Annotated in this window: 28 protein-coding genes; 14 read left to right on the top strand and 14 right to left on the bottom strand. The window is 63.3% G+C overall.

Annotated features, from left to right (window positions below):
* Nucleotides 1-34: 34 nt before the first annotated feature.
* From NO932_RS17440 to NO932_RS17430, 3 genes are read right to left on the bottom strand one after another with little or no spacing between them, the layout of a single operon-like run.
* Nucleotides 35-1048 carry a TRAP transporter substrate-binding protein gene (locus tag NO932_RS17440; protein WP_309208664.1) on the bottom strand — a complete coding sequence of 338 codons (1014 nt, stop codon included), beginning with the start codon at nucleotides 1046-1048 and terminating at the stop codon, nucleotides 35-37.
* Between the two features lie 43 nt (nucleotides 1049-1091).
* Nucleotides 1092-2369, bottom strand: coding sequence for a TRAP transporter large permease subunit (locus tag NO932_RS17435; protein ID WP_309208663.1), 1278 nt, complete (start codon nucleotides 2367-2369; stop codon nucleotides 1092-1094).
* The gene (locus tag NO932_RS17430) at nucleotides 2369-2902 is read right to left on the bottom strand and encodes a TRAP transporter small permease (protein WP_309208661.1); all 534 of its coding nucleotides are present in this window, start codon (nucleotides 2900-2902) and stop codon (nucleotides 2369-2371) included. Before NO932_RS17430 ends, NO932_RS17435 begins: the two co-directional genes overlap by 1 nt.
* A 196-nt stretch (nucleotides 2903-3098) precedes the next feature.
* Here NO932_RS17430 and NO932_RS17425 point away from each other — a divergent pair, with 196 nt between their 5' ends.
* From NO932_RS17425 to NO932_RS17410, 4 genes are all read left to right on the top strand, one after another.
* A complete protein-coding gene (locus tag NO932_RS17425; RefSeq protein WP_309208659.1) occupies nucleotides 3099-4157 on the top strand; it encodes a LacI family DNA-binding transcriptional regulator in 1059 nt (352 codons plus the stop codon).
* On the top strand, nucleotides 4154-5143 hold the full coding sequence (gene denD / locus NO932_RS17420; RefSeq protein ID WP_309208658.1) for a D-erythronate dehydrogenase: 990 nt from the start codon (nucleotides 4154-4156) through the stop codon (nucleotides 5141-5143). Before NO932_RS17425 ends, denD begins: the two co-directional genes overlap by 4 nt.
* On the top strand, nucleotides 5140-5886 hold the full coding sequence (locus tag NO932_RS17415) for an SDR family oxidoreductase (RefSeq protein WP_309208657.1): 747 nt from the start codon (nucleotides 5140-5142) through the stop codon (nucleotides 5884-5886). The genes denD and NO932_RS17415 overlap by 4 nt, the downstream gene beginning before the upstream one ends.
* Nucleotides 5887-5974: 88 nt before the next feature.
* A complete protein-coding gene (locus NO932_RS17410; RefSeq protein WP_309159856.1) occupies nucleotides 5975-6130 on the top strand; it encodes a hypothetical protein in 156 nt (51 codons plus the stop codon).
* A 98-nt stretch (nucleotides 6131-6228) separates the two neighbouring features.
* On the opposite strand, the gene gloB is transcribed toward NO932_RS17410, so the two are convergent.
* Nucleotides 6229-6996, bottom strand: a complete 768-nt coding sequence (gene gloB, locus NO932_RS17405) for a hydroxyacylglutathione hydrolase (RefSeq protein WP_309208656.1) — start codon at nucleotides 6994-6996, stop codon at nucleotides 6229-6231.
* A gap of 113 nt (nucleotides 6997-7109) precedes the next feature.
* Between gloB and NO932_RS17400 the strand changes: the two genes are divergently transcribed.
* From NO932_RS17400 to NO932_RS17385, 4 genes are all read left to right on the top strand, one after another.
* On the top strand, nucleotides 7110-7844 hold the full coding sequence (locus NO932_RS17400; RefSeq protein ID WP_309208654.1) for a methyltransferase domain-containing protein: 735 nt from the start codon (nucleotides 7110-7112) through the stop codon (nucleotides 7842-7844).
* 90 nt (nucleotides 7845-7934) lie between these two features.
* The gene (hisC, locus tag NO932_RS17395) at nucleotides 7935-9035 is read left to right on the top strand and encodes a histidinol-phosphate transaminase (RefSeq protein ID WP_309208652.1); all 1101 of its coding nucleotides are present in this window, start codon (nucleotides 7935-7937) and stop codon (nucleotides 9033-9035) included.
* Nucleotides 9032-9946 (top strand): prephenate/arogenate dehydrogenase family protein, encoded by a 915-nt coding sequence (locus tag NO932_RS17390; RefSeq protein WP_309208651.1) that lies wholly within the window; start codon nucleotides 9032-9034, stop codon nucleotides 9944-9946. The genes hisC and NO932_RS17390 overlap by 4 nt, the downstream gene beginning before the upstream one ends.
* 38 nt (nucleotides 9947-9984) lie before the next feature.
* Complete coding sequence (locus NO932_RS17385; RefSeq protein WP_309208650.1) at nucleotides 9985-10578, top strand: HAD-IA family hydrolase; 594 nt, start codon at nucleotides 9985-9987, stop codon at nucleotides 10576-10578.
* On the opposite strand, the gene NO932_RS17380 is transcribed toward NO932_RS17385, so the two are convergent.
* Nucleotides 10575-11543 (bottom strand): DUF2125 domain-containing protein, encoded by a 969-nt coding sequence (locus NO932_RS17380; RefSeq protein ID WP_309208649.1) that lies wholly within the window; start codon nucleotides 11541-11543, stop codon nucleotides 10575-10577. The genes NO932_RS17385 and NO932_RS17380 overlap by 4 nt on opposite strands.
* A 101-nt stretch (nucleotides 11544-11644) precedes the next feature.
* On the opposite strand from NO932_RS17380, the gene NO932_RS17375 reads away from it, so the two are divergent.
* From NO932_RS17375 to NO932_RS17355, 5 genes are all read left to right on the top strand, one after another.
* The gene (locus tag NO932_RS17375; RefSeq protein WP_309208648.1) at nucleotides 11645-12199 is read left to right on the top strand and encodes a gamma-glutamylcyclotransferase; all 555 of its coding nucleotides are present in this window, start codon (nucleotides 11645-11647) and stop codon (nucleotides 12197-12199) included.
* Nucleotides 12200-12410: 211 nt separating this feature from the next.
* The gene (locus NO932_RS17370) at nucleotides 12411-13202 is read left to right on the top strand and encodes a thermonuclease family protein (protein ID WP_309208647.1); all 792 of its coding nucleotides are present in this window, start codon (nucleotides 12411-12413) and stop codon (nucleotides 13200-13202) included.
* Nucleotides 13199-14671 (top strand): M48 family metalloprotease, encoded by a 1473-nt coding sequence (locus tag NO932_RS17365; protein WP_309208646.1) that lies wholly within the window; start codon nucleotides 13199-13201, stop codon nucleotides 14669-14671. Before NO932_RS17370 ends, NO932_RS17365 begins: the two co-directional genes overlap by 4 nt.
* A 259-nt stretch (nucleotides 14672-14930) precedes the next feature.
* Nucleotides 14931-15167, top strand: a complete 237-nt coding sequence (locus tag NO932_RS17360) for a hypothetical protein (RefSeq protein WP_309159865.1) — start codon at nucleotides 14931-14933, stop codon at nucleotides 15165-15167.
* A gap of 177 nt (nucleotides 15168-15344) precedes the next feature.
* The gene (locus NO932_RS17355; RefSeq protein WP_309208645.1) at nucleotides 15345-16295 is read left to right on the top strand and encodes an ABC transporter substrate-binding protein; all 951 of its coding nucleotides are present in this window, start codon (nucleotides 15345-15347) and stop codon (nucleotides 16293-16295) included.
* A 54-nt stretch (nucleotides 16296-16349) separates the two neighbouring features.
* Here the strand turns inward: NO932_RS17355 and NO932_RS17350 are convergent, their stop codons facing one another.
* From NO932_RS17350 to NO932_RS17325, 6 genes are all read right to left on the bottom strand, one after another.
* A complete protein-coding gene (locus tag NO932_RS17350) occupies nucleotides 16350-16910 on the bottom strand; it encodes a CarD family transcriptional regulator (RefSeq protein ID WP_309159867.1) in 561 nt (186 codons plus the stop codon).
* Between the two features lie 378 nt (nucleotides 16911-17288).
* Entirely contained in the window at nucleotides 17289-17738 is a 450-nt protein-coding gene (locus tag NO932_RS17345) for a cytochrome c (protein WP_309208644.1), read from the bottom strand.
* A complete protein-coding gene (locus NO932_RS17340) occupies nucleotides 17735-18286 on the bottom strand; it encodes a methylamine dehydrogenase light chain (protein ID WP_309159869.1) in 552 nt (183 codons plus the stop codon). The genes NO932_RS17345 and NO932_RS17340 overlap by 4 nt, the downstream gene beginning before the upstream one ends.
* A gap of 20 nt (nucleotides 18287-18306) precedes the next feature.
* Nucleotides 18307-18903, bottom strand: coding sequence for a methylamine dehydrogenase accessory protein MauD (gene mauD / locus NO932_RS17335; protein WP_309159870.1), 597 nt, complete (start codon nucleotides 18901-18903; stop codon nucleotides 18307-18309).
* 30 nt (nucleotides 18904-18933) lie between these two features.
* On the bottom strand, nucleotides 18934-19458 hold the full coding sequence (locus NO932_RS17330; protein WP_309208643.1) for a MauE/DoxX family redox-associated membrane protein: 525 nt from the start codon (nucleotides 19456-19458) through the stop codon (nucleotides 18934-18936).
* Nucleotides 19455-20615 (bottom strand): amine dehydrogenase large subunit, encoded by a 1161-nt coding sequence (locus tag NO932_RS17325; protein ID WP_309208642.1) that lies wholly within the window; start codon nucleotides 20613-20615, stop codon nucleotides 19455-19457. The genes NO932_RS17330 and NO932_RS17325 overlap by 4 nt, the downstream gene beginning before the upstream one ends.
* A gap of 166 nt (nucleotides 20616-20781) precedes the next feature.
* Between NO932_RS17325 and NO932_RS17320 the strand changes: the two genes are divergently transcribed.
* Entirely contained in the window at nucleotides 20782-21693 is a 912-nt protein-coding gene (locus NO932_RS17320) for a helix-turn-helix domain-containing protein (protein WP_309208641.1), read from the top strand.
* Nucleotides 21694-21732: 39 nt separating this feature from the next.
* Here NO932_RS17320 and fdxA read toward each other — a convergent pair whose 3' ends face one another.
* The 3 genes from fdxA to NO932_RS17305 form a co-directional block, all read right to left on the bottom strand.
* Nucleotides 21733-22071, bottom strand: coding sequence for a ferredoxin FdxA (gene fdxA, locus NO932_RS17315; RefSeq protein WP_309159874.1), 339 nt, complete (start codon nucleotides 22069-22071; stop codon nucleotides 21733-21735).
* A 114-nt stretch (nucleotides 22072-22185) separates the two neighbouring features.
* On the bottom strand, nucleotides 22186-22482 hold the full coding sequence (locus NO932_RS17310; RefSeq protein WP_309208640.1) for an RNA-binding S4 domain-containing protein: 297 nt from the start codon (nucleotides 22480-22482) through the stop codon (nucleotides 22186-22188).
* Between the two features lie 327 nt (nucleotides 22483-22809).
* Nucleotides 22810-25764: a helicase-related protein gene (locus tag NO932_RS17305; protein ID WP_309208639.1), complete on the bottom strand. Its 2955-nt coding sequence runs from the start codon at nucleotides 25762-25764 to the stop codon at nucleotides 22810-22812.
* Nucleotides 25765-26031: the final 267 nt, after the last annotated feature.

Raw genomic sequence — 26031 nt, 5'->3', positions numbered from 1 at the left:
GGGGCCGGAAACCGGCTCCGCCCATGGGAAGAGATTATTGGGCGCGAACTTCTTCCAGGGCGGCCATCATGCGGTCGATGACCTCCTGGCCGATGGTCTCGGCGTTGCGCTCGTAGACGCCCTGCACGGCCTCGCGGATCTCGGCCATTTCCTCTTCGGGAATGTCGTTGACCTGCATCCCGGCTTCCTGGATGCGAGCCAGCGACTCATCGGAGAGGGCCCTGCTGGCCTCGCGCTGCACGTCGCGGCCGATTTCGGCGCATTCGACGAGGATCTGCTGTTCTTCGGCCGAATAGCTGTCCCAGATCGGCTTGGAGAACAGCACCATGAACGGGGTATAGGCGTGCCGGGTGTTGGAGAGATAGTCCTGCACCTCATAAAATTGCGAGGTGTCGATGGTCACATAGGGGTTTTCCTGGGCGTCGATGGCGCCGGTTTCAAGCGCCGTGAACACTTCGCCGAAGGCCATGGGGGTAGCGTTGGTGCCCAGCGTCTGGAAGGTGTCGAGGAAGATGTTGTTCTGCATGACGCGGACGCGCATGCCCTCGAAATCTTCAAGGCTCTCAACCGGCCGCACCGAATTGGTGAGGTTGCGGAAGCCGTTTTCCCAGAACGCGAGATTGATGAGGTTGGCCTCGGGCATCATGTCGGAGATGTATTGGCCGAACTCGCCGTCGAGAACGGCGTCGGCTTCCTGCTCGTTGGCAAACAGGAACGGCAGGTCGAAGACGCCGAGCGCGGGGACGATGCCGACGATGGGAGAGGTCGAGGTGACGACCATTTCCTGAGTGCCCGAGCGCAGCGCCTGGGTGGCCTGGAGGTCGTCGCCCAGCGCCGAACTCCAGAACGCGTTCAGCGTCCAGGCGCCGCCGGTCCTTTCGTCAAAGCACTGCTGCATGGCGGCTACGCCGTCTCCGACCGGGTGGTCTTCGGCGACGCCGTTGGAGACGCGGATGGTGCGCTCCGATATCTGGGCCTGGGCAGGCATGGCCATGCCGGCGATCATGGTAGCGGCGAGAGCCGCCGCGATAGTGGATTTAAGGGTCATGATGTGTCCTCCTCCTCGGGACGGTTGATTGGACATTGCCCGCCTAGCGCAGCCATTCGAGCGGAACGGTGACCAGTTCGGGAAACATGACGAGCAGAAACAAAACGGCCACCTGGGCGAGCAGGAAGGGAAGAACCCCTCCGATCACCCGGCCCATGGGAACGCGCGCGACCCCGCTCACCACATTGAGCACGACGCCGACAGGGGGGGTAATGAGCCCGATGCAGGTCGTCATGACGAAGACGACCCCGAAATAGACGGGATCGATTCCGGCCATGCGGATGATAGGCATGAGCACGGGAGACAGAATGAGAATGGTGGGCGCCAGATCGAGCACCGTGCCCACCACCAGAACGAGCGCGATGATCACCACCATCAGCAGCCTGGGATTGTCGATCAAAGGTTCGATCAACCCGCTCACCTGGGCGGGAATGTTGGCCGAGGTGATCAGCCAGGAGGTGACCAGGGCAGCGGCCACCAGGAACAGGACCACGGCGGTCATCTTGGCGGCATTGAGCAGCACGCCGTAAAGATCTTTGATCTTGAGTTCGCGATAGACGAACAGACCCACAAACAGCGCATAAACGGCAGCAACCACCGCAGCCTCGGTGGGCGTGAAGACGCCGAAGCGGATGCCCCCCAGGATAATGACGGGCATGAGCAGGGCCCAGCCGGCGTTGAGCGTTGCCTTCAGGCGCTGCTGGCCGGATTGCTTGGGCAGGGTATCGACCTTTTCGCGCCTGGCGACCACGAGCCAGGTGAGGACGAGCGAGAGGGCCATGAGCAGGCCCGGCGCAATGCCGCCGATGAACAGACCGGTGATCGAAACGTTGGCGGCCACCCCGAAGATGATGAAGGCGATGGAGGGCGGGATCACCGGGGCAATAACGCCGCCGGCGGCCATCAGCCCCGCCGCCCGTGGAACGTTATAGCCCGCCTTGGCCATCATCGGGATGAGGATGGCGGCCAGCGCAGCGGAATCGGCGGCGGCGGAACCCGACAGCGACGCCATGATCACCGCCGCGATGATGGCAACGATGCCAAGGCCGCCGCGAATATGGCCGACACAGGCGATCGCGAAGTCGACGATGCGTTTGGAAAGCCCGCCCGCGTTCATCAACTCACCGGCCAGAAGGAAGAAGGGGATGGCCAGGAGGGTGAAGGTGTTGGCTCCCGTGATCATCTGCTGGGCGACGATCTGGGTGTTGAAAATCCCCATGTAGCCCATAAGGATGATGCCCGTGAACATCAGCGCAAATGCGACGGGGACCCCGAGCGCCAGGGTACCAAAGAGCGAGGCGAGAAAGACGCCGATGACCATCAGCCGCGCTCCTGTGCCTTTTCGAGGGGTTCATACTCTCCGGCGAAGCGGGCGATTTCCTCGTCGGTCACGCGGCCGCTCAGGATGCGGAAAATGCGGGCGATGGCGATGATGGCGATGCCGCCGGCCGAAATGTAGCCGATGCCATAGACCCAGATCAGGGAGATGCCGACCACGGCCGCAGTCATCGAGGCGTTGATCGGGTGCTGAACCCAGGTGCCGTGGAAGAACACCACCGCGCAGATGAGAATGATGATGTTGGTGAGCAGCATGCAGACGAGACGTCCGCCGCGGCCAAACCTGCGCACCAGCGTCTCGACCCCCACATGGGAATTCTCGCCGAAGGTCACGACAGCGCCGATAAAGGTCAGCCAGACGAAGAAATAGCGGCTCATCTCCTCGGAAAAGGTGATGCCGGAATTGAAGCCGTAGCGCAGCACGACGTTGACGAACACCATCAGCGCCATGCCCGCGAGAAGAAACACCAGGGCAAATTCGATGATCCGAAGAATTCCGGATTTGACTGCGTTCATGGCAACGCTCTTCCGGCGCTGCCCGGCCGAACCGTGCTTGACACGTAAATTCCTCCCCATTCGGTAGCCGGGCTGACGCCTCTACTCCGATGCGCCGGACTTTGCTCCCGTGGCCCGGCTGGACAAAGGCTTAAATGATAGCGTATGTCATTGTCAACGGCCCTGCATCAAATAGCTCCGCGGGCTGGGGGAGGGAATGAGTAAAAAACGCCATACATACAAGGCGGTAACGCTGAAAGATGTAGCCGCCGCTGCTGATGTTAGCGTTATCACCGTTTCGCGTGCGCTGCGCACGCCGGAGGTCGTTTCCGAGAAGGTCCGGGAGAGGGTGGCCGAGGCGGTGCAGGCCTTGGGCTATGCTCCGAACCAGGCCGCCAGAGCTCTGGCATCGGCGACGACCTCCACGATCGGGGTCATCATTCCCTCGGTTTCCAACCAGGTGTTCGCCGACGTGCTGCGCGGGGTCTACGAGGCCGTCGAAGGCACGCCTTATCAGGTGCAGTTGGGCAATTCCCGCTATACGGCGCGCATGGAGGAGATGCTGCTCAAGGTCTTTGCGGCGCAAAGGCCGGCAGGCCTCATCGTTGCCGGTATCGACCAATCGGAGGCGGCACGCGCGATTCTTTCAAGCCTGGGCTGTCCGGTGGTTCAGATCATGGACATCGGGCCCGATCCCATCGACATGATGGTCGGCTTTGACCATCGCGAGGGCGGGCGGGCGGCGGCGCGACATCTGATCGGCAAGGGTTACCGCCGTATCGGGTTCATCGGCGCGCGCATGGACCCGCGCGCCCAGCGACGCCTGGATGGGTATATCGAGGTGATGCAGGAGGCCGGGCTCTATGACGAGGCGCTGATTCATACCTCTCCGCAGCCCTCATCGGTGACGCGCGGCAGCGAAATGTTCGCCGATTTCCTGAGTCTCGTGCCCGATGCCGATGCGGTGTTTTGCAACAATGACGATATGGCGCTCGGCGCGCTGTTCGAGTGTCAGAAGCGCCGGATCCGTGTGCCGGCACAGCTGGGTATCATGGGCTATAACGACCTCGAATATTCGGCAGCGAGCGTGCCGAGCCTTTCGACGGTCCGCTCTCCACGATACGAAATGGGGCGCCGCGCCATCGAGATGATCGCCGCCGCCAACAGAGGCGAGCGCCCCGATCCCGCCGTCATCGACGTCGGTTATGAACTCAAGGTCCGTCAGAGCACGGACCGCAAATCCAGCGAAGGCTCGGGAGGCCCTGTCCAAGCATGAATATCCTGATCATTGGCGCCGCCGGCATGGTGGGGCGCAAGCTCGCGGACGCACTGATCAAGAACCCGATCCTGTCCGGCAAACCGATATCGCGGCTCGAACTCGTCGACGTTGTGGCCCCCGAGCCGGTCGTGGCCGATGGAATCGCGGTCGTAACCCGTGCGGTCGACATTTCCGATCCGGCGGTGGCCGAAACGCTGATCGCAAGCCGGCCGGACATCATCTTCCATCTGGCGGCAATCGTTTCGGGCGAGGCCGAGCTCGATTTCGAAAAGGGCTATGCGGTCAATCTCGACGGCACGCGCCACCTTTTCGAAGCGATCCGGCAGGCGGGAAGGGTCCAACCCTATTGTCCGCGTTTCGTCTTTACGTCATCGATCGCCGTTTTCGGCGCGCCTTTTCCCGAAAAGATCGGCGATGAATTCTTCCAGACACCCCGCACCAGCTACGGTACGCAGAAGGCGATCGGGGAGCTGCTGCTGTCGGATTATTCGCGGCGGGGCTTTCTCGACGGTATCGGCATCCGTCTTCCCACCATCTGCATCAGGCCTGGCAAGCCCAACAAGGCAGCGTCGGGCTTTTTCTCCTCCATCCTGCGCGAGCCCCTTATGGGGCAAGAGGCGGTGCTGCCGGTCGATGAAAGCGCGCGACACTGGCACGCCAGTCCGCGTGCGGCCGTAGGGTTCCTGCTCCATGCGGCGCAGATCGACACCGAAACGCTGGGCACACGGCGCAATCTCAACATGCCCGGGCTTTCGGCCACGGTCGGCGAGCAGATCGAGGCCCTGCGCCGGATCGCTGGCGACAAGGCGGTCGCCCTGATCCGGCGCGAGCCCGATCCGATGATCATCGAGATGGTCGATGGCTGGGCCAAGGATTTCGATGCATCGCGGGCCAGGTCGCTGGGCTTTGCCGCCGAATCCTCGTTCGACGAGATCATCAGAATCCATATCGAGGACGAATTGGGCGGGGAGTTGCCGAAATGAAAGTGGCGATCGTGACCGGAGGCGGATCGGGGATCGGCAAGGCGATTGCCAGGCGCCTGGGCGAGGACGGTTTCCTGGTTGCCTTGTTCGGGCGGCGCAAGGAGGTGCTGGAGGCCGCGGCGGCGGAGATCGACCGGGCAGGGGACGGTATATTGCCGGTGCCGGTCGATATCGGGGACAGATCCGCAGTGCAGGCGGCGTTCGAGCGGGTCGTCCAACGATGGGGGCGCCTCGATCTGCTGGTCAATAACGCGGGCATGAACGCGCCCTCGATACCGCTGGAAGAGGTTTCGCAGGATCAGTGGGGTCAGGTGGTCGCGGCCAACCTTTCCGGCGCGTTCTTCTGCACGCAACAGGCTTTCAAACATTTCAAGAGCCAGACACCGCAGGGGGGGCGCATCATCAACAACGGCTCGATCTCGGCAACCACGCCGCGACCGCAATCGGCGCCCTATGCGGCGACCAAGCACGCTATTACCGGGCTGACCAAGGCCGCGGCCCTCGACGGACGGCCCTTCAACATTGCGGTGGGCCAGATCGATATCGGCAACGCTGGAACCGACATGACCGCGCGCATGGCGACCGGTGTCCTGCAGGCAGACGGCTCGATCGGGATCGAGCCGACGATCGATGTCAGCCACATCGCCAATGCGGTGAGCTACATGGCGAGCTTGCCGCTCGAAGCCAATACGCTCACCATGACGGTGATGGCTACGCAAATGCCGTTTGTCGGAAGAGGCTAGGGCCGAGGCACGGGGAACGGAGCGGGGATGCTCGTGTTTTGCCGATCTGCGTGCTAAGCACGCGCAAACCAAACCTGGAGTTCCGCTCATGTCCGCCCCATCGCTCGCCAAGCTCACCCGCGCCATAGAGGAGCTCGAGCGCACCGTGGCGGTCAATCGCTATTCGGACGCCGATCGGCTGGCGCTCAAATCCGAGCTGGAGGCGCAGATTCAGCGGATCGATGAGCTGCGGCAGAGGCTGTAGGACTTTGACGGGTGCTGCCGCCGAACTCCGGGAACACGTCCCGGAGTGATAGGATAGGGTGGCGGGATGCTTCAGCTCCGACGAAGGAGCGGCGGATCTCAGAAATTGTCCTTGGCTTTCCTCAGGGCGCCAAAGACCTGCCAGGCGGGGGCGCCGGAAAGATTCATGGCCTGGGCCAGTTCGGGGGTGTCGGCGCGCAGGAAGGGATTTGCGGCAAGTTCATCGGAGAGGGTTGCGGGGATGGTGGGTTCGCCCGCATCGCGCTGGCGCTGGACCTCGTTGGCGCGGGTTTTGAGGGCGGCGTTTTCGGGATCGACCGAAAGGGCGAATTTGGCGTTCGAGAGCGTGTATTCGTGGCCGCAATAGATCCTCGTTTCGCCCGGCAGCGTCTTGAGGCGCTCGAGCCCTTTCCACATCCCTTCGGCATCGCCCTCGAACATGCGGCCCACGCCCAGCGAGAACAGCGCATCGGCGGAAAACAGCACCTTGTCGGCCGGCGAGAAGAAGGCGATGTGGCCCAGCGTGTGTCCGGGAACGTCGATCACCTCGAACACGGTTTCGCCAAGCGTCACCGTATCGCCGCCGCCCACCAGGGTATCGAGGCCGGAAATCCTGCCCGATTCTTCGCGCGGGCCGATCACATGGGCGTCGAAGCGGCGCTTGAGCGGGGCGATGGCGTCGGTGTGGTCGGCGTGGTGGTGGGTGATGAGGATATCGGTCAGCGTCCAGCCGCGCTTTTCCAGTTCGGCCACGATGGGCGCTTCGTCGGGCGCGTCGATGGCGGCGACACGGCCCGAGGCGGTATCGTGGACGAGATAGCCGAAATTGTCGCTGAGGGCGGGAAAGAGAGCGATTTCGAGCGGCATGGGAAGAGCCTCCAGATGTTTTGCCCGCGAGGGTAGGGCGCGGGGCGGCGGCGCGCAAGGTTTGACGTGGGCGCTTGATGCGGCCAAATAAGGGGCGATGGCAAGGAGATCCGATGACGCCCGACGTCGATGGCCTTATCCGATTCTATAAATCCCCGCTGGGGCGGCTGACGCGGGGCTTGATCCGCCAGGAGGTGAGCGCGCTGGCCGGGGACGTCACCGGATTGCGGCTGTTGGGTCTGGGATTCGCCACGCCCTATCTGCGCGGGGCGCTCAAGGGCGCCGAGCGGGTTCTGGCCTTCATGCCGGCGCGGCAGGGGGCCTCGAGCTGGCCGCGCGAAGGGCCGTCCCATACGGTGCTCTGCGATCCGCTGGAGATGCCGCTGACCGATGCGGCGATGGATATGGTGATCATCGTCCATGGGTTCGAGCATGTGGTCGATCCCGAAGAGATGATGCGCGAGCTTTGGCGCGTCTGCGCGCCCAATGCCAAACTGGTGATTGTGGTGCCGCGCCGGCGCGGGCCGTGGGCGGGGCTCGATAACAACCCCTTCGGCTATGGCCAGCCCTATTCGCGCGGACAGCTCGACAAGCTGTTGCGCGATCATTCGTTCACGCCCGAAGCCTGGCGCGATTGCCTCTATCTGCCACCGATCCATTCGGGTGCGATTTTGCGCTGGGCGCGGGTGTTCGAGAAGAGCGGGCGGCTTTTCGGGCCTACTTTTGCCGGGGTGACCTGCGTCAAGGCAAAAAAGGAGCAGTTTCCGGCGGTGGCGCGGCGCAAGCGGGCCGAAAAGGCGCTGGCGAGCCCGGAACTGGCGCCGCAGACGGCGCGCGGTAGCCTTTAAGCGCGCGATTGCCTTGTGGTTTTGGTTTCACTATGGTCCGCGCGGCTCCCTGGGGGGCTTTTTTGTTGATTTTGCCAAGCGATGCGACCGATGACCGACAGACCTGTTCCGCAGCCGGGGATTTTGACCATTGCCCCTTATGTGCCGGGGCGGTCGAGCGCGCCGGGGAAAAAGGCGGGCGAGGACATCAAGCTTTCGGCCAATGAATCCCCGCTCGGGGCCAGCCCCAAGGCAGTCGAGGCGGTGAAGGCGGCGGCCGAAAAGCTCGAAATCTATCCCGAAGGGTCGTCGCGCATGCTGCGCGAGACGCTGGGCGAGGTGCATGGTATCGATCCCGATCGGATCGTGGTGGGCGCCGGCTCGGACGAAGTGCTGCACCTTCTGGCCCAGACCTATATCGGGGATGGGGACGAGGCGGTGATGAGCCAATATGGCTTCATGGTCTATCCGATCGTGACCCAAGCGGCGGGTGGAACCCCGGTGGTGGCGCCCGAAACCGATTTTACCGCCGATGTGGATGCGCTTCTGGCGGCGGTGACCGCCAAGACGAAAATCGTCTTCCTCGCCAATCCCAACAATCCCACCGGTACCTATCTCAGCGCCGAGGAGCTCGACAGGCTGCATGCGGGCCTGCCGGCCAATGTGCTGCTGGTGATCGATTCCGCCTACGCTGAATATGTGACGGCGGAGGATTACGGGGTGGGGATTTCGCTGGTGGAGCGATCCGAGAACGTCGTTATGGTGAGGACCTTCTCCAAGATGGGATTGGCGGCGGCGCGGGTGGGGTGGCTCTACGGGCCGGCCCATGTGGTCGATGCGATCAACCGCATTCGCGGCCCGTTCAACGTTTCGGTGCTGGGACAGGTGGCTGCGACGGCTGCTGCACGCGATCTGACGTTCACCAGGGCGCTGCGCGAGCACAACGAGAAGTGGCGGGACTGGCTGACGGCCAGGATCGCGTCGAACCGGCTGCGGGTGTTGCCCAGCCAGGGCAATTTCATCCTTGTGCTGTTTCCCGACACTCCCGGCCATACGGCGGCCGATGCTAACAAGGCGCTGCTCGAGCGCGGGCTGGTGGTGCGCGAGATGGGCGGATACGGGATTTCCAACGGGCTGCGGATTTCGATCGGCAGCGCCGAAGCGATGGAAGCAGTGGCCGACTGCCTCAAAGACTTCATGGAACGGCAATGATCGAAAAACTTGCCCTTATCGGCATCGGGCTCATCGGCTCATCGATTGCGCGCGCGGCGCGGCGGGCGGGGCTGGTTCAGACCATCGCGATTGCCACGCGGCGGCAGACGACCCTCGACGAGGCCAAGGCTTTGGGGCTGGGCGACATCTATACGCTCGATGCGGGAGAAGCGGTCGAGGGGGCGGATCTGGTGATCCTCTGTTCGCCCGTGGGGTCGTACGAGGCGGTGGCGCGGCAGATCGCGCCGCATCTCAAGCCCGGCGCGATCGTTTCGGACGTGGGGTCGGTCAAGGGCCATGTGTTGACGGCGGTGGGGCCGCATCTGCCAGAGGGGGTGGATTTCGTTCCCGCGCACCCGATGGCGGGTACAGAATATTCGGGGCCGGCGGCGGGGTTTGCCAGCCTTTTTGAAAACCGCTGGTGCATCCTCACCCCGCCCGAGGGGACGTCGGAAGCGGCGATCGACAAGGTCACCGCGTTCTGGAAGGGGCTGGGCTCGGATGTTGAGGTCATGGATGCCGAACACCATGATCTGGTCGTCGCCATCGTAAGCCATGTGCCGCACCTTATCGCCTACAATATCGTTGGGACGGCGGACGATCTCGAAACGGTGACCAAATCGGAAGTCATCAAGTTCTCGGCCGGTGGTTTCCGCGATTTCACCCGTATCGCGGCGTCCGATCCGGTGATGTGGCGCGATGTGTTCCTGACCAATCGCGATGCCGTGCTCGAAATGCTGGGACGGTTTCTGGAGGACCTTTCGGTGCTTCAGCGGGCGGTGCGTGTAGGGGACGGGGAAGCGCTCGAAACGCTCTTTACCCGCACGCGAGACATCCGGCGCTCGATCATCGAAGCGGGGCAGGAAACCGCAGCGCCCGACTTCGGGCGCCCGCATGGGGATGGGAAATAGCTGAGGCTTCCCCAGAGGCAGGTGCGATGTTGCATGTAATGCTTGATGTGGACGGCGTGGTCGTCAAGGGGCGGCCGGCGGATGGAATGCCTTGGGCGACAGACCTCGAACGCGATCTCGGTGTAGTGCCCCAAAGGCTCCAGTCCGAATTTTTCGCCCCGTATTGGGGCGAGATCATAGTAGGTAGGCGAGGTCTGCACGAGGCGCTGACGGCTTGCCTGCCGAAGCTTTCGCCCACCCTCTCCGTTGATGCCTTCATCGACTACTGGTTTTCGATGGACGCGCGGATCGATGAGGACGTGCTCGCCCAATGCGAGGAACTCAGAAGCAAGGGGATCGCAGTCTCTCTGGCCACCAATCAAGAACATCTGCGTGCGAAATATCTGATGGAGGACCTGGGCCTAGGAGAGCATGTCGACGGCATCTTCTATTCCTCGCAAGTTGGAGCAAGAAAGCCGGATCATGCGTTCTTCGAAGCAGCGGCGCTGGGCTGCGGGATGGCGCCTGAAGCGTTGATCCTAGTGGACGATACCGAGGCGAACGTCGCAGCCGCCATAGAGGCAGGATGGAAAGCCGTGCACTGGACTGAAGGTTTGCGGCTGACCGACTGTCTCTCGGAATTCTCGACCTAGAACAGCGGCGGTAGCGCGGCGACGGGGAGGATGCCGACGGTGACGGTGCCGTTGGTGACCGAGAGGTTCTGGCGCGAGGCGCCGCCTTGGTCGGGGCTGCCCAGGATGATTTCGGCCAGCGACGGGTCGCCGACGAGATTTTCGATGCGCTCGGCCACCCCTTGGGAGACCACGTCGAGATTGGCGTTGACGAGGCCCGCGTCCGAGAGGCTTGCCTGGCCCTCGGCGGTGAGCGAAAGGCCATCGGCGGTGGCCTCCAGCGCGCGCAGGGTGAGCTGCCCGCCCAGCGCCTGCCAGAAGGCGAGGGCTTGCGGGTCGGACCAAAGCGCCGGATCGGGCAGGCCGGTCAACTGCGCGTCCACGCTCATGCGGCCGTTGGCGATTTCGTAGGGCTGGCTGTCGACATCCTCGAACACCGCATAGGCGTCATAGACGCGGCCCGAGCCGGCGGGGGCGTCGGGTGAGGTGGCGTCGATCAGGTGGAGTTCGGCATGGCCGGAGGTGCCGATGAGGTTTTCCCCCATCAGCATATCGGCATAGACGAGATCGTCGGCGACGGCGGAAAGCCGTTCGATCGAGCCGTCATCGAGACGCAGGCTGGCGTGGAGGTTGGTCCAGCGCAATTCCTGGGTTGCGCCGGTGAAGGCGTCGGTCATCCGCGCCGGGCCGGTGGCCAAGATCTGGATGTGGAAGGGATTGTAGAACAGCGCCGTGCCGCGGATGTCGGCAAGATCGATCGTGATATCGCCCGAGGTGATCTGGGAGCCCTCGCAATGGGGCGAAAAGGAGAACGGGGCGCCGCCGACATCGAGACTTTCGCAGGTCAGCCGGGGCTGGACGATGCCGTCGGCCTGGGCCAGGGCGGCGATCTCGGCGCGAACCTGCCCGGCGATATAGAACCAGCCGGCCATCCAGAGGACGGAAACGGCCACGACGGCAACGATCAGAATGACAAAGCGCTTCATGGGTTTCCTCTTATCGGGTTCGTCCGTGTCCGTCATGGGGCAAAGTGCAAATCTGGCATGCGGGGCCATCCCTTGCACGGCGGGCCGGCGCGTGTCATCTCATGGCCATGGCGCAAGATTCCTCCCCCGTTCCCTGGGTTTTCGGCTATGGCTCGCTGATCTGGCGACCGGGCTTTGCTTTCGAGCGGGCCGAGCGGGCGCTGCTGCGCGGTGTGCACAGAAGGCTGTGCATCTATTCTCATCGTCACCGGGGCACGGCCGAGCGGCCGGGACTGGTGTTCGGGCTCGAGCGCGGCGGGGCGTGCGTGGGGATGGCGTTCAAGGTGGCCGAGGAGAACTGGATCGAGGTGCGCGAGTATCTGCGCGAGCGCGAGCAGGTGACGGGGGTGTATCTGGAAACCCATCGCCCGGCGCGGCTGGCGAGCGGGGAACTGGTCGAGGCGCTGACCTTTGTCGCCGATCCGCACCATGTCCAATATGCGGGGCGGCTGTCGCTGGAAGAACAGCTTGCATTGGTGGATGGCGCCGTGGGCGAGGCGGGGCCTAATGTCGATTATGTGCTCAACACCGCGCAGCATCTAAAGGAAATGGGCATCGCCGACCGGCAGGTGCAAGCGCTGGCGGGGATGATTGAGAAGAACAGGGCGGTGGCGTAGCGCACCGGCGACGCAAAGCCGCGCAAATGCAACACCTAAGCGGCCAAAGCTCGGCATCGCGGACAATATTGATGATTTTTGCCGCAATTAAGTGCACAGTGGCCGCATAATCGATTCCGAAGCATTGCGGGGGTGTGCGGCGGTTCGTCGAGAGGATGCCGGGCGGCTCCGGTACTTGGTTAGAGGCCAAAACTTGCTCAGACGGTTGCTCGTGACGACACTTCTCATGGCTGTGCCGGGTGCGGCGCCTGCGCTTTCCCAAACATGCGATAGCCTTACTCCAGGCCCCACCGGGCGCGTGGTAGCGATTTCCGATGGGGATACCATCGATCTCGATAGCGGGCTGACCGTGCGGCTGGTGGGCATTCAGGCGCCCAAGCTGCCGCTGGGACGCGAGGGGTTCGAGACCTGGCCGCTGGCTGACGAAGCCAGGGACAGGATCGAAAGCCTCGTCATGGGCAAGACCGTGACGCTCCACTATGGCGGGGAAACGCGCGACCGGCATGGGCGCGCGCTGGCCCATGTGGTTGTCGAGCAAGACGGGGAAGACCTTTGGGTGCAGGCGGAAATGCTGCGCTCGGGACTGGCGCGCGTCTATTCGTTTCCCGACAACCGCTCGTGCCTCGATCTCCTCTACGTCGCCGAGGGGCAGGGGCGGGCCGAGGGCGCCGGAATCTGGCGCGATCCCTATTACGCGATCCGCGACGCCGCTCACCCCGAGACGCTGCTCGAGCGCGAGGGCGGATATGAACTGGTCGACGGCCGGGTGCTCAATGCCGAGGCGGCGGGCAGCCGGGTCTTTCTCAATTTCGGACGCGTCTGGCGCGAGGATTTCACCGTCGTGATCGAGCGGGCGGGGTTGAGGGTTTTCGAGGCTGCGGGCATCGATCCACTGTCACTGGACAATGCGGTGATCCGGGTGCGAGGCTGGATCGAAGTGGATGACGGTCCGCGCATCGAAGTGACGCATCCCGAGCAGATCGAGGTCCTGGCAAGGCCATGAGTGAAAGACAACTGACACGCCGGGCCTTTCTTTCCGGTTCGAGCCTGGTGCTCGTTGCCGCCGTTGCGGGCTGTTCGGGGCTGATCGGGGGCTCGAACATCGCCACGCGCCAGACCAGCGGTTCGGCGCCCGCCGTGCCGGCGGGAACCGATCCCGAAGACACGGTGATCGGGCTGCGCGAGCACCCGCGTATCATCGCTTCCTATGGCGGGGTCTATGAGCATCGCTCGACCGAGGTGATGCTGGCGCGCATGGTCTCCAAGCTGCTCGCGGCGGCGGGCCAGCCTTCGACCCAGTTCACCATCACCATTCTCGATTCGAGCGAAGTGAACGCCTTCGCGCTGCCGGGCGGGTTTATCTATGTGACGCGCGGCATTCTGGCGCTGGCCAACGACATGAGCGAACTGGCGGCGGTGATCGCGCACGAAATCGCTCACGTGACCCTGCGGCACGCGCGGGCGCGGTCCAACCGGGTGCGGACATCGGAAATCGTCGACCGGGTGATCACCGGGGTTCTGGGCGGGGTGATCGATCCTAACGCCACGGCCGAACGCACGGCGCAGAACCTTGCGGCGTTTTCGCAGAACCAGGAACTCGAAGCGGACCGGGAAGGGATCAAGATCGCGGCGCGGGCCGGGTACGATCCGCATGCGGCGGCGCGGTTCCTGACCGCCATGGGGCGGTTCGCCCAGTTCGTTTCCGCTTCCAATGGCGGCGAGGATTTCCTTTCCTCGCATCCCTCGACCCCCGACCGCATCCAACGCGCCATCAACGAGGCGCGCAATTATGGCGAGCCGGGAACCGGGACAACCGACCGGCAGGGGTATCTAACGGCCATCGAAGGCATCACCTTCGGGGATTCCAGCCGCCAGGGTGCAATCGTCGGGCAACGCTATATCAGCCCGCAATACCGACTGACCTTCACCGTGCCTTCGAGCTACACGCTGCAGATGTCGAACCAGGCGGTGGTGGCGGTGGCCGGCGACGGGGCGGCGTTGCGCTTCGACAGCGCGCAGGTGGCCCCGGCGACGCCGCTGGCCGATTACCTGCGCTCGGGCTGGATCGCCGGGCTGCAGCCCGAAACGGTGACGACGCGCACTGTCAACGGCATTGAAACGGCGACGGGCCGGGCCCGGACCGAGGAATGGCATTTCGACGTGTCCGTGGCGCGGATTGACGGGAACGTCTTCCGCTTCATCTTTGCGGGGCGCGAGGATACGCAGGCCTTCCGGGCCGGCGCGCAGCAAACCATCGACAGCCTGCGGCGCACCCAGGCCTCGGACCTGGCCGCCGTCCGCACCATCAAGCTCGGGCTGGTCCGCGCCGGCGGCGGCGACGATGCCGATACGCTGTCCCAGCGCATGGGCCAGCTCAATCGCGGGCGGGAACTGTTCCTGGTGCTCAACAACCTTTTGCCGGGCGATCCGGCCGAGAACGGCATGCCCTATAAGGTGGTGCAGGTCGAATAGGTGTGGCCCCTCATGAGGGCTCGGCCCGAGCCGTTGGTATCCAATTGTGTGGAATCTGTGGCCGCGTCCGGCTTGCCGCGTAGCCAAATACCGGGGAAATGCTTGCCGCGTTAACGGCTTAGACTGTCATCAAACTAGAATTTGACACCTCCGACTTCGCGGCTAGCATCTTGATCACCGGCGCGTGATCTCAGGTTTTCGGCATCGTCACGCCGGGCTGATACTTGCTGCAAAAGAGTTCATGCAAAAGGAGGAGCTTATGCTCAACAAGCCGCTTGCCCTCACGCTTGCCCTTGCAACTTCGGCGCTGCTGTCGCTGACCTCGGCGGCCCTGGCCGGAGGCAACTACGACAGCCCCGAAGACCACTACAACAATTATGTCTATGAGAGTGCCGAAGAGCACTACGATCACTACAACTATGAGAGTGCTGAAGAGCACTACAATCATTCGACCTATAGCAGCCCCGAAGAACACTACGACAACTATGTGTGGTAGCGCTGGAGATACGACTCCCAAACTGCGTCCGCTTCACATGCCAGCCGCCTAGAGGGTGGTGCGGGGCGAATGGCCCCGACGGCGACCCCGCGCTTTGCGCGGGGTTTTTCGTGTCTTTTAACTTGATATTCTGACTCATCTTATTATCAAGGCGAGGGAGGACGCGAAAGGATAGCCATGCTCAAAATCGTTTTTGCCCTCTTTCTGGTCCTTCTGCCCACCGTGGCAATGGGTCAGGAGACCCGGACCTTTGTTGACGACCGGGGACGGGAAGTGGACATACCCGTCGACCCGCAGAGGATCGTTTCGCTCGACGATTTGCGGGTTACCGTGCCGCTGCTCGAACTCGGCGTGGTGCCGGTGGCCAGCCATGGGCGCGAGGGCGATGCCGGACCCTATATCCGGGCGGCAAAGCTGGCGACGGGCATCGACTTCGACAACAGCGACATCGAATTCGTGGGCAGCGACATCAGCGCCGAGGCGGTGCTCAACGTCGAGCCTGACCTGATCGTGGTCTATGGCGGCCGGGACGAATTGCTGGACCAACTCGAAATGATCGCCCCCACCATCGTGCTCGACCCGACCGCCGACGATTATATGGGCATCTATGAAAAGTTAGCCGAGATCACCAACACGCAGGATACGCTGGCGCGGCTCACGGCGCGTTACGAGACCCAGCTTACCCAGCTTCGGGCGCTGGTGGATACGAGCGAGATCACGGTTTCGGTGATCACGGCCTCGGAAGGGACAATGACCGTGCCCCATACCTTCGGTTCGCTTGGAATCGCGGTGCGCGATGCCGGCTTCCGGGTGCCGGCGCTCATGGACACCCTCGATGTGGGCACCGAGATCAGGCTCAGCGCCGAGCGGATCGAGGAGGTCGATGCGGATCTGATCATCGACAGCTATCGCTCCGATCGAGGCGAGGGGCCCGAGGCTGCCGACGAGCGGATGCGGGAAGTGTTCCCGCAATATTGCGATGCGCTCTGGGCCTGCCGGAACGGGCAATATGTGCGTGTGCCGCGCGAGGAATTCTACGCCATTTCCTATTACGGGCTGACGGCTTCGATCTATACGCTCACGGCGTTGATTTCGGCCCAGGAGTTTACGTTGCGCGAGGCCGAATAAAGCAAAAGGCCGGTCCTATGGACCGGCCTTCACATTTCGGTTGAGCGCCTTCGATCAGGCGGCAGCTTCTTCGGGATCGGCCGCGTCGGCCTTGCCGCGGCGCGGGCTCTTGGAGAGATTCTTGGTGATGAGCTTGACCGCTTCGGTGAGGGTCAGCTTGTTCACGGCGGCGATCTCGCGGCTCATGCGGTCCATGGCCTGCTCGAAGAGCTGGCGTTCGGAATAGGACTGCTCGGGCTGGTCCTCGGAACGGTAGAGATCGCGGACCACTTCGGAAATGGCGATCAGATCGCCCGAATTGATCTTGGCCTCGTATTCCTGGGCGCGGCGGCTCCACATGGTGCGCTTGACGCGGGCACGGCCGGTGACGGTATCGAGAGCCTTGCCCACTTCCTCGGGCTCGGCGAGCTTGCGCATGCCGACGGATTTGATCTTGGCGACAGGCACGCGAAGCGTCAGTTTGTCTTGCTCGAAGGCAATAACAAACAGTTCAAGGGTGAGGCCTGCGACCTCCTGCTCCTCGATGGACTGAATCAGGCCAACACCGTGCGAGGGATACACAATATACTCGCCGGTCTTGAAGCCCGCACGCTGCGTGGTCTTTTTGGTTGCCATATTGGCTACTCCTGTTGACGCCATGACGGACGCATTCATTTTGGGCAGACGCGTCTCGTCACCTTCTCGGATGGCCGCGAACGGCCATTTGTCAGTCATATTGCCCCACAGCCCGGCCCAATATTTCCGGTCAGTTTTGCTGGCTTGGAAGCTGTGTCACAAAAAAGTGCCCTTCGCGGGCACCGGGTTAGCGTGAGGCCGATACGACTGGTTGTGGAAACAATACCACAGTTTGATGACAAAATCAAAAGTTACGAATCAGCCGCTCCGGGGCCTATTGCGGCGCTCGCGGAGACGCAACGACGATATGGTTATAGGTTGGGCGTTTTTCAAGGTTGGGCTCTGTTGACCGCCCGAAACCTGTCACAGGTGATTTGATCACGGCCAGGGATAGGCGGCGGTTTCAATGCCCATGGCGTCGAGAACGGCAACGACTTCGCGGCGCTTGGCGACGACGTCGGGGATGTCGATGGCCCGGCGTTCGGTCACTTCGGCCTCGGTGAAGGGCTGCCAATCGGCGGGCAGGGACTCTCCGGCCCAGGTTTCGATGACGTAATTGCTGACGGCGGCGATTTCGGCGTCCGAAAGTCCCGATCCCACCACGCCAGGGACGTGCATGAGATAGGTGCGGCCCTCATCGAGACCCGCAAAGGCGCCGACCAGGCCGATGAAGTCGGGAATGCCGGCATCGGGCGCGCCCGCTCCGGTCATGCCGTGGCAGCCGGCGCAGCGCAGGATGTAATTGGCATGGGCGCTGCGCTCCTGGGCCGATCCCGGCGCCGCAAAGAGCAGCGCCGGGACCAGGATCGAAATGAGCCAAAGCCTCACTCGGCAAGCCCCACTACGACAGCGACGGTGCAGTGATAGCCCTTGGAGGCGTTGGCCATGCACCAATTGATGTCGTTATAGAGCCCCATGCGATAGCCGGGACGTTCGCCTTCGGATGTGAAGCAGAACGAGCCCTCACAGGACGCCTTGCCGCAGCAATCATTGTAGGAGACGAGATAGTCGCGGCCATCATTGGGGTTGGTGCAGGTGCCGACCCAGGCGACCGAGGAGGCTTCCGAGCCCGGCGGGCACTGGGTGATCGAGCCGCCGCAATCATTGCAGAGATTGCCGTCAAGCGCGCAGTAGCGCCAGTAATCGCACTGGGTCTGGTCGCCGTCGGGAGAGGCCCCTTCCTGGCCGAAGGCCATGCCGAAATTGCGGTCATAGGGCAGCATGGGCAGCATGGTGGCGCCCACGACGCCGCCGACGATGGACGCGCCGGCCCTGGTGAGGAAGTTGCGGCGGCCCGTGTGCTGGGCGACGGAGCGGGCCGAATTTTCGGCGCGCCGGTCCATCCAGGCCAGAAGAGAGTCGATCAAACCGTTCATTTTATTGTGCTCCCTTGCGATCAGTTGGCGGGGATGGGGGCGTCGAGATAGTTCTGGATCGAACCCACGCCCATTTCGGCGGCGTTGAACAGGCTCTCGAGCTGCTCGCGATTGTTGATGAGGCCTTTGGCCTTGATGGTGCCGTGCTCGTCATAAAGCACCGCGAAGGGCAGGCGCGAAACGCGGTAGGCAAGCCCCAGCTCGGTCGAAACCACATAGGGGAAGCCCGAGAGATTGGCGGTTTCGATAAAGCGCTTGTGTTTTTCGACCTCGCCATCGCTGGCCAGCACCACGTCGAGCCATTTGCTTTCATCGGATTTGACCGAGCGCAGGATGGGCAGGAGCTTCTTGCACACCGGGCAGGTGGGCGAGAGGAAAAAGACCAGGGTGGAGCGCGAAGGCTTGGGGCCGATCGAGACCACGCCGCCATTGAGGTTGGGCAGGGTATAGACCGGCGTTCTGTCACCGATCTTGGGGCCGGCGTCGTTGACCAGGGCGCCCATGGGCGAGACGCGCTCGAACAGGACGCCGATCTGGCGGGCCAGGGCGAAGATGACGACGATCAGGGCGAGAACCACCACCCAGAGCACGCCAACGGCAAATATCAATGCGTTCATTTCAATTCATCCAATGTGTCTTGGCCGTGCTCAGCGCTTGAGCGAGAAAAGCGCAGCGTTGGCCAGAAGCTGTTCGACGGCGACAAAGCCGAGCCAGAGCGTGAACCCGGCTCCGATGGCGGCGATGGCGCCCTCAAGATCGAGGGCGATCGGGGCGAGAAGCGCGGTGGCGGCAAAGAGGGCGAGCACCCCGTTGCGGGCGATCAGCGACCAGCTCAAGGGCTGGGCCGCGCCGCCGCAACCGCATTCGATCCTGTCGCGGCCGCGGTTGAGGTTGATCGCCATGCCGCCGGCATAGGCCAACAGCAATGCCGCCGCGACAAGGGCGCCGACCGGGGCGCCGCCGGGAACCAGAAAAGCGAGGACCACCAGGGTTTCAGCCGCAACGATAACCGCCGAAACCGGGCGGACCAGCCGTTCGGGCACCAGCTCGTAATCGGCGACAAAGCCGGTGAACTCGGTGAAGTCGGAAAGCTTGTGCCAGGCGGCGCGGGCAAAGAGCAGGGCGGTGAAGGCGCCCGCCGTGCCCGCAAGCAGTGAGGTGAGCTCGCTCATAGGGCCACCGCGATCACTGTCGCCCAGCCGCGCGAATCCACCGAGCCCTCGTGCTTGAGGACGAATTTGGCCTCCGGGTCGGTCGAGAACATCTCGATTGTGGCTTCGTGCTCGTTGACGGCATAGAGCATGGGGGCTTTGGCATCGGTTGCGGTTACCGAGATGACGCCTTCCACATGGGTGCGATAGAGCACTTCGTCCCTTTCGACATCATAGGCCCAGATCTCCTCGGACGCGTTCTTGTGGGAGCCGTCATAGGGTTCGGAGTGCATGGTGACGAACAGGACGCCAGCCGTGGGGCTGTAGGTGAAAAGATCGTATCCGCCCGGCGCCCAGGCCTCCTCGACACCGTCGGTGATCGAAACCGTGTCGAGCAGTTCGACGGCTTGGCCGCTGTCATCGAGGGTGATGAGGTCGCCATTGTAGGTGAGGAAGGCCAAGGCATCCTCGACCCGCTTGCCGGCGATGAAGATGGGGTTTTCATCGGGGTCGAAGATGTCCGCGGTCGCGGAGCGCTCCGCCTCGCTGCCGTCCTCGCCCAGATCAAAGGTCGCGATGCTGCCATCGCCGCAGACGGTGGAGAATTTATAGCCTTCAAGAGCCGGATAGATGCCGAAGCAGCCGGGGATGGGGATCTCCTGGACCACCTCGCCAGCCTCGACATCGACAACGGTGACCGAGGTGGCCGGAGTGGCGTTGAGCACATAGACCAGTGCGCCGTCGGCACTCATTTCCAGATAAGGCTCATAGGCTGCGACCATGGCGGCCTTGGCGGGCAGCGGGATTTCCTTTTCGATCGAGAGGGTTTCGACGTCATAGACCTCGAGCACCTGCTCGATTTCGCCATGGGTGTAGCGGGCCATGTAGGTGGACTGGCCGTAGGCCTTGGTGCCATCGGGCGAGATGAGCATCTGCGCCATGGCGCCGGCGGTCATATTGCCCTTGTAGGTGAGGTCTTCGGCAGACCAAACCTGAATGGAGCTGGCGCCGCCCCATTGCTGGGCGTTGGAAAAGATGTTGGGCCCGGGATCGATGGTCTCCTTGACGGTCAGCGTTTCGGACGCGACCGGCTCCGTATCGGCCTGGTCCTGGGCCAAAGTCGGCAGGGCCAGGACAGTGCCCAGCGCCAGCGCCAAAGAAAGGGGTTGCCTCACCATAGGGGTCTCCATTGCAGTCAATGGAGGCAGCTTAGGCAGCGGCGCGAGAGCGGCGCTATCCAGTTTGAGGGAGAGGCATGCCTAATATTTGCGCATAAAGGTGGGTTGACTAATTTGTAAGCCGAGCGCTAGCCTTGGTTCGGATCGAGTTTGTGGCCCACTGCCGATGATCACCTTTCACCACGCAGAATATGCCGATGCCTTCGAGCAGGAAGGGGGGCTTGTCGGCTGGGAGCAGCGCTATGCTCAGCTCGCCCCGGGGCGCTATTGCGGGGAGATTGACGCGCTGTCGATGGCGGGGATCACCATTTATCGCGAGCGCATCGGCCTGCCGGTGCTCCAGGAGGTGGTGGCGCCAAAAGACCAGGTGGTGTTCGGGGCAACGCTCAACCCTTCGGCGGACTGGCGTTATAATGCCGATCCCATGGCCGGGGGTAAGATGGTGGTGACGGGCGGCGGGCGGGAAGCCCTGGCCTGCGGGACCGGTCCATCGGACCTGCTGCTGATCTGCGTGGAGCGAGACCTGATCGAAACCCAGCTCGGCCGGCGAGTAGGGCATGATGCGGCGACGGTACCTGCTTGCCAGCAGGTGGCCGATACGACCCAATGGATGGTCAGCCTTCTTGCCGCCGGAGCACGCGATTCGACTGGAGCACTCGAAGAGGCGGTGCTGTCGGGATTGATGCTCGACAGGCTGGCCGGCCTGGCTGGCGCGGCCATTGGAACCGAACCGGCGGTGCCGCGGTCGGCTTTTTCCGTTTATCGGCGAATTCGCGACTTCGTGGACGATCAGGCGGGTGAACCGCTTTCGGTGCGCCAGATTGCCGACGCGGTCGGCATTGCCCAGTGCGATCTGCGCTCTGCCTTTTTGCAGGCGGTGGGGATCAGTCCGGGCGAATGGATCAGAAAGCGGCGGCTCAACGGGGTGCGGCGCGAACTGGCAGAAGGGGATCGGCGGACGGTTTCAGAGATCGCCATGAACTGGGGGTTCTGGCACCTGGGGCGGTTTTCGCAGTATTACGCCGCCCAGTTCGGGGAAGCGCCGTCGGAAACCGCGCAGCGCTGCCGGATGGCGTAATCAGAACGGCAAAAGCGGCCCCATTTTTGCTCGAAAGGCTCAGTCGCCTTCGCCGGGCTCTTCGGAGAAATATTTCTCGAACTTGCCTTCGACGCCATCCATTTCCTTGGCTTCGGGCAGCTCGTCGCGCTTTTCGGTGAGATTGGGCCAGACCGAAGCGTATTTCGCATTGATCTCGAGCCATTTGTCGAGACCGGACTCGGTGTCGGGCTTGATGGCTTCGGCCGGGCATTCGGGCTCGCACACCCCGCAGTCGATGCACTCATCGGGGTGAATGACCAGCATGTTCTCGCCTTCATAGAAACAGTCGACCGGGCAGACTTCGACGCAGTCGGTGTACTTGCACTTGATGCAATTGTCGGTGACGACATAGGTCATGAGGCAGTCCTGTAAGCTGGCGAGTGTGAGGAATTAGGCCAAGCGAAAGCTTGCTAAACGCTTTTGGGGCGGCTTTCAAGGCGTTCGGATGCCAAGTTTTGCCGCAGCTTGCGATCAGGATTCCGGTTTTTCGAGGGTCGGCGAAATATCCTCGTAAAGCGTCGCGGCGACGGTGGCCGAACCGCGCCTGTCGGCGATGCCGGTGATCTTGAGAACCCGCAACCGGCTATGGATTTGGATGGTGAGACCGTCGCCCGGACCGACCCGCTGGTCGGTCTCGACAATCCGCTGGCCGTTGACGCGCACCGCGCCGGACTCGATGAGCTTTTGGGCCAGGGTGCGGGTTTTGGTGACACGGGCGTGCCATAGCCATTTGTCGAGGCGCTGGCGGGTGGGGAGGTCAGCGGGCATTGCTCGCTCCACTGCCTGATGAGCCCCGGTTACCCTTCTCCCCTGGTGGGAGAGTTCGAGCCGTCCTTTGGCCATTCGTGCCAGTGGCACGAACGGAGGCGAAAAGGCGATGAGACGGCGCCTGCCCCCGCGAAGGCGGGGGCTCGAATGGCAGGCCGCGAAGCGGACGGATGAGGGGCGCGCGGAGATTACGATACCCTTCCGCCGCTGGTGCTTGTCGAAAGGCTGCGCCCCCCTCCCCCCCGCTCCCTCTCCCACCAGGGGAGAGGGGGGCTCTTGGAGCAAGCGTTGCGCCAAAAGCGGCCTTAAGGGTGGCGGAGCGCTGCATCACTTCCGTGTCTTGAGCGCGGCGAGGGCGGCGAAAGGCGAATCGGGGTCGATCGGCTTTTCGCGGCGTTCGGGGCGCGGACGGTCGTTGCGGTTGTGATCCTCGCGCGGTCCGCCCTTGCCATTGTGATGGCCGGGCTTGCCACCCTTGCCCTTGAAGCGCTGTTGGCCTTCGGGGCGCGGGCCGCGATTGGCGTCGGGCTTGTTGCGCTGCGGCCGGTTGTTGCGCTCGGGGCGACGGCCGGCGGGGAACCAGACCTCGTCATATTCCGGCTCGGCGGGCGTTGCAGCTTCCGGGTCGGCGGGTGCAGGCTCCATGGAGGCGGGTACGGGCTCGGCATCGGCCACAACCGCCGCGGCCTCGGCGAGGGCGGCGTCGGCAATGGGCTCGCTTGACGCGACCGGCTCGACAGCGGCGGCCTCGGCTACTGCCTCTGCCGGAGCCCCTTCGAGAACGGCTTCGGCTGCTGCCGTATCGGCCAAAGGCTCGGCCGGAGCGGTTTTGGCGGCCGCTGCCTTGGGCGTGCGGCGGACGCGGTAACCCAGCGACTTCAAGATCGAGGCGAAATCCTCGCCGGCACAGCCAAGCAGCGACGTCATCTCGACGGTAACGCGGAAGCCATTGGCCTCTGCGGCGCCCTCGGGCGGAGGGGTATCGACCGGACGGTTGGCGTCAAAGGCAATCAGCGGGCGGATGATGTCGGCCAGGCGCTCGAGAATATCGACGCGGACGATGCGCTCGCCGGCCACCTTGAAGCCCGCGACCTCGTAGAGGCGCTTGTCGAAGCTCTTGTCGATGGGGAACGAGGTGCGGCCCGAGAGGATGATGTGGGGCAATTCGGCAATACCGGGCTGGCGCACACCGCCATGCTTTAAACCCCAAAGGATCAACGCCAGCTCGCGCGGGGCGGGCTTGAGCGTGAGGGGCAGGTAGATGTGATGGGCGCCGAATTTGACGCCGAGCTTGCGCAATTTGCCGCGCGTGTCCTGATCGAGGCTCTTGACTTCTTCGGCGATTTCGGCGCGCGGAATGATGCCGAGATTTTCGGCCAGCCGGAAGGCGATGCCGCGCGCGGTGCCTTCGAGCTCGGCGGGCTCCAAAAGCGCGACGATCTGTTCGAGCTGGGTGTTGATGTGGTGGCGCAGCCAGAGCGAGAGGCGATCCTCGACCTTTTCGAGATCGGGGCCCGTGAGGCTCTCATCGGCCAGGATGATGATGCGGGGGGCAAAAAGCGTCGGGCCTTCGGCCAGTTCGGCAACCACCTCGCCGCGCCAGCGGATGACGCCGTCGGTGGTCAGAACGAATTCCTCATTGGGCGCGCCCGCGAGCCGGTCGGCGCGCTTGGCGATTTCCGGGGCAACGACGGAAGAGGCGGCAGAGCGCAGATTTTTTGAATCGGCTTCGCCCTCGATGCGCGAAAGGGTGAACCGGAACCCTTCGATCGTGCCAATGACATGGCCTTCGATCGTGAGTTCGCCATTTTCGGTGATTTGGGGTGATACCATCTGCTTGTCTCTTAGATGACGCATCAGCACACTGGTTCGCCTGTCGACGAAACGGGCGATCAGCTTTTCATGGAGGGCGTCGGACAGGGCGTCCTCGATCGCCCGGGTCGTCTCCTGCCAGTGTGCGGGGTCTTCCAGCCAGTCCCTACGGTTAGAAATGAATGTCCAGGTCCGGATCTGGCGGATCCGGTTGGATAGCGTATCGATGTCGCCGGTCGTATTGTCGCAGAACCTGACCTGCTCGGCAATCCAGTCGGCATCTATCCTTCCGGCTAGGGCGAGGCCGGAAAAAATGCGGGCGACGATCTCGCCATGGGCGGCGGGGGAAATGTCGCGGTAATCGGGGATTTGGCAGCAGGCCCAGGCCAGTTCCACGCGCGAGGGGGAGGTGGCGAGCGCGCCTTCTTCGCGGCGCAACAGGAATTCGAGCGCCCGCTGGTCGGTGGCGACGGGAACGCGGGTGAGGCTTTGGTGCCCGGGAATCACCTCAAGACTCGAGTGCAGCCGTTGCAGCGAGGAAAAATCGAGATTGCGGCTGCGCCATTGGAGCTGCTTGACCGGCTCGAAATCATGGGATTCGAGGCGCTCGATGGTTTCCTCGTCGAATTCGTCGGTGCCACCGGTGACCCCAAACGTGCCGTCGCGCATGTGGCGGCCGGCACGGCCGGCGATCTGGCCGATCTCGGCGGGGGTCAGGGGGCGGAACTGGCGGCCGTCATATTTGGAATCGGAGGCAAAGGCGACGTGGGTGACGTCGAGGTTCAGCCCCATGCCGATGGCGTCGGTGGCAACGAGAAAATCGACATCGCCGTTCTGGAACAACTCGACCTGGGCGTTGCGCGTGCGCGGGGAAAGTCCGCCCATCACCACCGCCGCCCCACCACGTTCGCGGCGCAGCAGTTCGGCAATGGCGTAGACCTCAGAGGCCGAAAAGGCGACGACCGCCGAGCGGCGGGGCAGGCGCGAGAGCTTTTTGCTGCCCGCCCAGGTCAGCTTGGAAAACCGTGGGCGAAACTGGATATCGGCATGGGGCAGGAGCCGCCGGATCACCGGCTCCATGGTCTGGGCGCCCAGCAGCAGGGTTTCGGCACGGCCGCGGGCATGCAGGATGCGATCGGTAAAGACATGGCCGCGATCGAAATCGGTGGCGGTCTGGATCTCGTCGACCGCGAGGAAATCGGCGGCCATGTCGGTGGGCATGGCCTCGACGGTGGCGATCCAATAGCGGGCCGCCTTGGGGACGATGCGCTCCTCGCCGGTGACCAATGCGACCGACTCCACGCCGGCGCGCTCAACGACGCGATTATAGACCTCGCGGGCGAGCAGGCGTAGCGGCAGGCCTATGATGCCGGAACGATAGGCCAGCAGGCGCTCGATGGCATAATGGGTCTTGCCGGTATTGGTCGGGCCGAGAACGGCCTTTACGGCCTGTGAGGTCAAGGAGGTCATCGGCGCTTTTGGGGACAAGGGCAGGGTTATGGTTTGCTTCGCAAGGTGGTGTATCGAAACGGGAAAGGCAATGGCCGGAGCGGCCCCGTCTTTAACGTTTCGAACGAAAAAAGAACAAACGCGAACCGAATCGCGTTCCGAATCGGAATCACGATCTGTTCCCTACAGCATCTAGTGGGGGGATTTTGTGATTCGCCACAAGGAGATAGCGGGAGCGACGCCGGAGGCAGAAATGGTGGCCGAATCCGTTCACTTTAGTTGCATTTT

It is taken from the genome of Pelagibacterium sp. 26DY04, from assembly GCF_031202305.1.
In the GTDB taxonomy this organism is placed as follows: domain Bacteria; phylum Pseudomonadota; class Alphaproteobacteria; order Rhizobiales; family Devosiaceae; genus Pelagibacterium.
This window is presented reverse-complemented; position numbering and strand designations above follow the sequence as displayed.

Bases quoted from the DNA above. Each gene is read 5' to 3' on its own strand.
- NO932_RS17380 (WP_309208649.1), bottom strand. From the start codon at position 11,543: ATGAAGCGCTTTGTCATTCTGATCGTTGCCGTCGTGGCCGTTTCCGTC.
- NO932_RS17435 (WP_309208663.1), bottom strand. From the start codon at position 2,369: ATGGTCATCGGCGTCTTTCTCGCCTCGCTCTTTGGTACCCTGGCGCTC.
- mauD (WP_309159870.1), bottom strand. From the start codon at position 18,903: ATGAACGCATTGATATTTGCCGTTGGCGTGCTCTGGGTGGTGGTTCTC.
- NO932_RS17330 (WP_309208643.1), bottom strand. From the start codon at position 19,458: ATGAGCGAGCTCACCTCACTGCTTGCGGGCACGGCGGGCGCCTTCACC.
- gloB (WP_309208656.1), bottom strand. From the start codon at position 6,996: ATGCCGCTCGAAATCGCTCTCTTTCCCGCCCTCAGCGACAATTTCGGC.
- NO932_RS17390 (WP_309208651.1), top strand. From the start codon at position 9,032: ATGATCGAAAAACTTGCCCTTATCGGCATCGGGCTCATCGGCTCATCG.
- NO932_RS17400 (WP_309208654.1), top strand. From the start codon at position 7,110: ATGACGCCCGACGTCGATGGCCTTATCCGATTCTATAAATCCCCGCTG.
- NO932_RS17425 (WP_309208659.1), top strand. From the start codon at position 3,099: ATGAGTAAAAAACGCCATACATACAAGGCGGTAACGCTGAAAGATGTA.
- NO932_RS17410 (WP_309159856.1), top strand. From the start codon at position 5,975: ATGTCCGCCCCATCGCTCGCCAAGCTCACCCGCGCCATAGAGGAGCTC.
- NO932_RS17355 (WP_309208645.1), top strand. From the start codon at position 15,345: ATGCTCAAAATCGTTTTTGCCCTCTTTCTGGTCCTTCTGCCCACCGTG.
- NO932_RS17325 (WP_309208642.1), bottom strand. From the start codon at position 20,615: ATGGTGAGGCAACCCCTTTCTTTGGCGCTGGCGCTGGGCACTGTCCTG.
- hisC (WP_309208652.1), top strand. From the start codon at position 7,935: ATGACCGACAGACCTGTTCCGCAGCCGGGGATTTTGACCATTGCCCCT.
- NO932_RS17375 (WP_309208648.1), top strand. From the start codon at position 11,645: ATGGCCATGGCGCAAGATTCCTCCCCCGTTCCCTGGGTTTTCGGCTAT.
- NO932_RS17320 (WP_309208641.1), top strand. From the start codon at position 20,782: ATGATCACCTTTCACCACGCAGAATATGCCGATGCCTTCGAGCAGGAA.
- NO932_RS17430 (WP_309208661.1), bottom strand. From the start codon at position 2,902: ATGAACGCAGTCAAATCCGGAATTCTTCGGATCATCGAATTTGCCCTG.
- NO932_RS17340 (WP_309159869.1), bottom strand. From the start codon at position 18,286: ATGAACGGTTTGATCGACTCTCTTCTGGCCTGGATGGACCGGCGCGCC.
- fdxA (WP_309159874.1), bottom strand. From the start codon at position 22,071: ATGACCTATGTCGTCACCGACAATTGCATCAAGTGCAAGTACACCGAC.
- NO932_RS17350 (WP_309159867.1), bottom strand. From the start codon at position 16,910: ATGGCAACCAAAAAGACCACGCAGCGTGCGGGCTTCAAGACCGGCGAG.
- NO932_RS17440 (WP_309208664.1), bottom strand. From the start codon at position 1,048: ATGACCCTTAAATCCACTATCGCGGCGGCTCTCGCCGCTACCATGATC.
- NO932_RS17385 (WP_309208650.1), top strand. From the start codon at position 9,985: ATGCTTGATGTGGACGGCGTGGTCGTCAAGGGGCGGCCGGCGGATGGA.
- NO932_RS17305 (WP_309208639.1), bottom strand. From the start codon at position 25,764: ATGACCTCCTTGACCTCACAGGCCGTAAAGGCCGTTCTCGGCCCGACC.
- NO932_RS17310 (WP_309208640.1), bottom strand. From the start codon at position 22,482: ATGCCCGCTGACCTCCCCACCCGCCAGCGCCTCGACAAATGGCTATGG.
- NO932_RS17365 (WP_309208646.1), top strand. From the start codon at position 13,199: ATGAGTGAAAGACAACTGACACGCCGGGCCTTTCTTTCCGGTTCGAGC.
- denD (WP_309208658.1), top strand. From the start codon at position 4,154: ATGAATATCCTGATCATTGGCGCCGCCGGCATGGTGGGGCGCAAGCTC.
- NO932_RS17415 (WP_309208657.1), top strand. From the start codon at position 5,140: ATGAAAGTGGCGATCGTGACCGGAGGCGGATCGGGGATCGGCAAGGCG.
- NO932_RS17360 (WP_309159865.1), top strand. From the start codon at position 14,931: ATGCTCAACAAGCCGCTTGCCCTCACGCTTGCCCTTGCAACTTCGGCG.